The sequence below is a fragment of the Xenorhabdus mauleonii genome, from assembly GCF_900113945.1.
Lineage (GTDB): Bacteria > Pseudomonadota > Gammaproteobacteria > Enterobacterales > Enterobacteriaceae > Xenorhabdus > Xenorhabdus mauleonii.
In genome coordinates this window covers 1-5215 of record NZ_FORG01000056.1, presented here as the reverse complement: position 1 = coordinate 5215, position 5215 = coordinate 1, and the positions used below count along the sequence as shown (strand labels likewise).

Sequence of the window (5215 nt, the reverse complement as noted above, 5' to 3'; positions counted from 1 at the left end):
CGGATTCGCTTCTGCGCGAGGAAACACCTGATTTCCCACCCAGGCAAGCGCCTGTAAAATTAACGGCTCAGAATCATTTTTCGTGCTGTGGTTTGCCGTTCCCATTCCGTTCGGCTTTGATACGGTGTGGTAGATTTGCATTTGCCCAAAATTGCTATGCGGTTCAATTACTGTTCCCGCATCAGTACAACCCGCCGGTTGCAGGCAGGATTTGGCAAAGACCGGTTTAGCGATACGGGCGATTTCCAATACATGTCGGCGGTTATGACTCGGTCGCACGATAAATCCGGGGTAACTGGGATCGAGGTAGTATCGTGAAGCTAACAACGCTTCTTGTGTCCAGCCTTCCACTTCCGGTGTTGCGTTACTGATTTCCCCCGGCACCAGTTGGTGATAAGCCCCCGTTCCTTTTGCTGTTGCCACCGCCTCCGTTGGGGATTTATCAATCAGCTGTTCCGCTAATTTTTGCCCATCCACATGCAGGATCATCGGCTTCGGCGGTAAATCCTCTTCCCGCAAAACGCCCTGACCGTCAGTCACACCGTTGGCCTTCACAATGCCATCCCAGCTTTTCAGGGTATAAGGAATGCCGCCCAACGGCTTGCCCTGATTGTCAGTCAGTTGAAATTCCAGCCAATGCTTAAAGACCTGATGGCAGGACACGCAGTCTAATCTTCCTGTATTACTCATCAATGAAGTCCTTTTGGGTTAAGACGCGGCGTGGGCATGCCGCTTTCCGCCAGAAAATCATGAAAGGTCAGTGCCTGAAGACGGGAACCCTGCAGACGCCGATGTTTCAGCCAGGACGCCAGGCGTTGAGGCAACGTGCCACTCGGTGTATCCAACTTCATCGCCAGTTCGCCTTGCGCTTCCCACAGTTCATACGCCAGTGTCTGGGCGTAACTTTCCAGTGCTAAATCAGACTGCTCCCACGCGGCAATCAAGTGCGGCTCCAGTACAAAAGGGCGCTCAATCTGGCTCATCGGGCAGTCTGCCGGACGGCTGAACACTGTCGGTGCGGGCATGTCGAGCATCAGTTCCGTGACCGGATTCAGCAGGGATGTCCAGTCCGTTGGCTGCATGGCAGGCATCAGTACCCGAACAATGCGGGTATCCATCAGGCGGAAAACCACCTGCTCATCATGCAGGGTGGCGAATTGATGCCGCTGCCAATGCAGTAACTGTGCCTGCCAAGCCGCCTCGCTGCGATATGCCCAGCCCCAACTTTCATCACTGAGTGCACGGCGATCCAGCAAGCGGCCAAGGGAAGACAAACTGGCGGCTTTGGGCTGGATTAACCACGGCCCTTGCTCCATCAGATGCGCCAGCGGCGTACCGCTGTAGAGCGGAAAAGCCTGCGCCACCCAATCATTGGCATAAAAAATGTCAACGGGATTCGGAGCGGCAAGCTGGTTGACTATGAGGAAAACCGGTGCCTTATTCGGCGCGCTGAACCACGTTGTCCAGCGGGTGTGATGACTCACAGCGGTCGTCATGATTTCCCTCCCGGCGATTTGATCACCCACGCAGCGCTTTCTTGCGCCTGCAAGGCACAGTATTTTTTGACCGGAAATTTGACCTCAGGCAAGGGCGGAACGCCTTCCGGCAATTGCAGTGAAACGCCCCGACCACTGCTGCCGGAGCCAGCCCCCACATCAATCATGGAAGACTGAATACTGCCCGGTGTGACTTTGATAAACGCGCCACCCACTTTCAGGCTGATTTCCGTTGCCGCTTCCAGCACGATTTTGCCGCCGCTTTTGACGTGGGTTTCCTGCGCACTTTCGCTGACCAGGGCGTCGCCGGCCTGGATGTGTTGCGAGCCGGTAATGCGGTGAGAAACATCACCCGCCGTGCTGTATTTACGGCTGCCCTGTACCTGCGAATGTTCATCCGCCTGAATGTCGAGGTAATGGTTATTATCGATGCGCTGTTTCTGGTCGTGCTTGATATGCCAGAGCACGTCATTTTCGATATGCGCCGTGAAATCTTTCTGGCCGTGGATATAGACTTCTTCGCGGCCTTTCGCATCTTCAAAACGCAGTTCGTTGAAGCCTTCCCCTTTGTGGGTATGGGTTTTGAACGTGGTGCGGGTTTTCTCCGCCGGCAAATCCAGCGGCGGCCGATTACGTCCGTTATAGGTACACCCCGTCACTATCGGCCGGTCGATATCGCCATTGAGATACGACACGATAACTTCCTGACCAATGCGGGGAATGGCCATAAATCCGAAACCATGCCCGTTCCAGCCCTGTGCCACACGTATCCAGCAGGAAGATCCATCGCCCGGTTCGTCATAACGGTTCCAGTGGAAATGCACTTTTATCGCGCCGTGTTCGTTGACGAAAATTTCCTCGCCTTCCGGCCCGACCACAGTCGCCACTTCATCCCCGTCTGCCATCGGTTTGTAGCGATACGGCGGACGCCAGTCATCCCAGCCCGGAATAAAAGTGAGGGTGTTGGTCAATGTTGTGCCTTCACCCGCCGCACCGTCGGTTTGTGGCTGAACACCGTGATGCGTAATGCTCACCACCTGCCAGCGATCGTTCATGGCAGCAATCGGATGGCTATTGAGCGTAAAGATTTTGCCCGGCCGAAGTTGAATGCAATTCGTGGTGGCAGAACCCATCTTGCTTCCGCTGTTGAGCTGGTTCAGTCGCAACAAAGAAAGCGGTTTGCCTTCTGCATCCAACTGAAAACGGCCGTAACTTTCAAACACGCCATGACCCTGCCCCTGCTCCAGCATGGCCTGATGCTGCAAAGGATAAGACGGGCGCAGGAAGTTATTATCTTTGTGGGTAAATTCATCCGGGCAGAGAAATTCGCCGTAACGCCATTGGGAAACCGTCGTATCCGTGTTATCTGTTTCGGCCTGCGCGTTGTAGGTCAGGGATAAGCCCGCCAGCATGCCAAGGTGGGAGTTGCTGTAAAAAAGTTTGTCTTCCTCAAACCAGAAAATAATCCCCTCTTCGGCCGCCAACCGGCACCAAAAATCATAGGCCGATTCCCGCTTTTGCGTGGTGTATTCCCGCACGGGGTGATGGCCTTCCTCGGCATAAAATTTGCTGTCCGATGTGATCTGATGCTCTTTCAGCAATTGCTTGAGGATGTCCGGCACAGACTGACGATGAAAAATACGGCTGTCCTGATTCAGTGTCATGCGCCACATTGCCGGGCGAATGGCAAACGTGTAATAAGTACGGCGGCCGTCACTGTTGCCTTGCTCGGCGCTGGAGATGATGCCATTCACAGTGCGTTCCACAACGCCATCACGTATTACGGTCAGGGAAGCGGCCATCCCCAGTTGTTCACCAAGGGTGATACTGTCAAGGGCACTGACCACCGTCAGGCTCAGGTGATACAGCTCTGACAGGGCTTCCCGCAAACTGAAATCCACCACCTGAAAGGTCGTTTTAGGCAGTTTGCCAATTTGACAGGTAAAGACTAATCCATCCATTGTTGATCCTTACATAAGGGGACGATATCCCCGGAGGGGAAGCGGCGACAGGCGCCATTGTTCGCCGGAAGGCTGGCACGTGACGTCCATCAACATCAGCATGTCGTTGCTGAGGAAAAACGGCAGGAATTGGTAGAGCGTATCGGCAAAGCGGAATAACGCTCCCCGGCTGGCATAAGCGCTTTCATCCAGCGTCAGTTCGAGATACAGGCAACGGTGTGGCTGCCCTTTGACCAGCCGATCTTTCGCCTCAGAATTAATGGACTGGATCCCCGCAATCATCCGCTGAAGTTGGCGGCTGACAGGGCGGTCATGGTCGGGATAAAAATCGTAATCCCGCAACAGTTGCCTGAACGCCTCTGCGGATAACAGAACGTAACCGCTGGTCGCATAATGGGACAACAATCGCCAGTGCCGCTGGCTGTCAATCACCGGCGGATAGCTACCGGATACCGGCGTGACGGTCTTTATCTGACAGCGATCCGGCAGGCTTTCGGTGAGACATTCCGTACCCGCAGGCAGTGTGATCGGCTGTGGATTAAATGCCACAAAATGGCAGGTAAACTGGCGTCTGGGCGGCTGTGCCATCAATTTTGCGTGACTGTCATAAAACACCAGCGCATACTCCAATCGTCCCAACGCATCACGGCTCACCTCCAGCGCGTAGAACCACGCATCGTCATATTCCGACTGATGACGGGACAGACCGGTCAACTGGCTGACCGGATAAAACTGGCCGGCTTCCCCCCGCACCTGCCCTGCTTCATTGGGTTCACCTTTCAGGGTCAGGGCAGCGACATGCAATAGCCCCTGCTCCGGTGACAATGGCAACGGATAACGGGCGGTATCCGATTTGAACGGCAAAGTAAGTCGTTCCAGGCGGAGATTGACCACTGGCACGCAATGCAGCAAAAACGCCTCGGCTATCTGCTTATCAGACAGCGACAACAGGGTGTCCAGATTCAGAATCAGTGTAAATGTGCGGTTATCAGTCATCGGCAGACGCCGCGATTGCACGGGATACGGCATATCCAGCGTCAGGAAATGGTGGACATGGGGCAGATAGAACGATTCCAGCAACATTTGCGGTGCCCAGTTACCCACTGCAACGGGCGGCGACAAAATCAATCTGTCCCCCCCTGAGCGCGGCACAAATCGCAGGGTTTCCATCACATAAGTTTGCCCGTTATGGCGCAGTTCACCGCGATAACCATAGCGGCACAACCCCAGCAACAAGCTATCCGCAACCGCTTCATCACGGCTGAGAAAGAACTCTATCGGCTGGACATCCCAATGATCATCCTTGCCGGTATATTCAAAGGTCAGGGTAATTTGCGTTTCCTGATCCTGATGGGTGATTTCCCGTCCAATCAACATGATTGGCTGAACCTCACAGGCGCGAGAAGTGATAAAAGTCTGATCGACAGGCGTCTGAACTTTCGTGCCGCGCGGCAGTGAAAACGCAAAATCTGCATCTTTTCCGCCCTCAATCTGCATAATGCTGGTGGCGGGAATACCCTTAATGGACTGCGCCTGCAAATTTCGCAGTAACGGCTGAGTCAGCTCAGGAAATGCATCATTAATTTTCTGACTCGGACGTGCCATTAATGCGGCAAATCCTTCCTTTAACCGCTCAACATCTGGATCACGCCCACCCAGTACATCCTTCAGATGGGGCTTTGTTTCACACGCCAGCTTTCCCAGCTCCCGCAAGTAAGCCAGTTCCTGCTGAAAATAGCGTTCAAATTGATCCATCAA

The 5215-nt window shown here is 54.1% G+C and carries 3 protein-coding genes and 1 pseudogene; all 4 read right to left on the bottom strand.

Features of this window, described 5'->3' with window-relative positions; translation table 11 throughout:
* Positions 1 to 690, bottom strand: a pseudogene (locus BM100_RS21750) (hypothetical protein); the annotation flags it as partial.
* The gene (locus BM100_RS21745) at positions 690 to 1496 is read right to left on the bottom strand and encodes a DUF4123 domain-containing protein (RefSeq protein ID WP_092514829.1); all 807 of its coding nucleotides are present in this window, start codon (positions 1494 to 1496) and stop codon (positions 690 to 692) included. The pseudogene BM100_RS21750 and the gene BM100_RS21745, both read right to left, overlap by 1 nt.
* Positions 1493 to 3457 carry a type VI secretion system tip protein TssI/VgrG gene (gene tssI, locus BM100_RS21740; protein ID WP_092514827.1) on the bottom strand — a complete coding sequence of 655 codons (1965 nt, stop codon included), beginning with the start codon at positions 3455 to 3457 and terminating at the stop codon, positions 1493 to 1495. The genes BM100_RS21745 and tssI overlap by 4 nt, the downstream gene beginning before the upstream one ends.
* Positions 3458 to 3466: 9 nt before the next feature.
* A partial coding sequence (locus BM100_RS21735; RefSeq protein ID WP_139217021.1) for a type VI secretion system baseplate subunit TssF occupies positions 3467 to 5215 on the bottom strand: 1749 nt, incomplete at its 5' end.